This is a genomic window from Rhodoferax ferrireducens (assembly GCF_003347515.1).
Classification (GTDB): domain Bacteria; phylum Pseudomonadota; class Gammaproteobacteria; order Burkholderiales; family Burkholderiaceae_C; genus Rhodoferax.
On sequence record NZ_QEII01000115.1, the window covers coordinates 1 to 255 of the forward strand.

General features: G+C 54.1%; 1 protein-coding gene. It reads right to left on the reverse strand.

Features of this window, described 5'->3' with window-relative positions:
- A partial coding sequence (locus C5P05_RS34205; RefSeq protein WP_232834276.1) for a hypothetical protein occupies positions 1-255 on the reverse strand: 255 nt, incomplete at both ends.

Consider the following 255-nt stretch of genomic DNA (forward strand, 5'->3'; position numbering starts at 1 on the left):
GAAATCAATCGCACCCTTTCAGTCTCCGGGACCGTCGCTTCGACTGGCGTAGCCCACTCAACAGAAATTGAGCGCACCTGATGCGGATCTACAGGAGTTGGAGATCGATAGTAGGCTGTGCTGCCATCTTTAGAGGTTGTCATCTCGCTGCGGTTTTTCAAAAAACCGGTGTCGGTTGCTTGCATTGTCGAGCAGGCCGTCAGGCCAGTCACAGCCATCAATAAAAGCAGCCGAGAGGCGCAGGCAACGACAGAG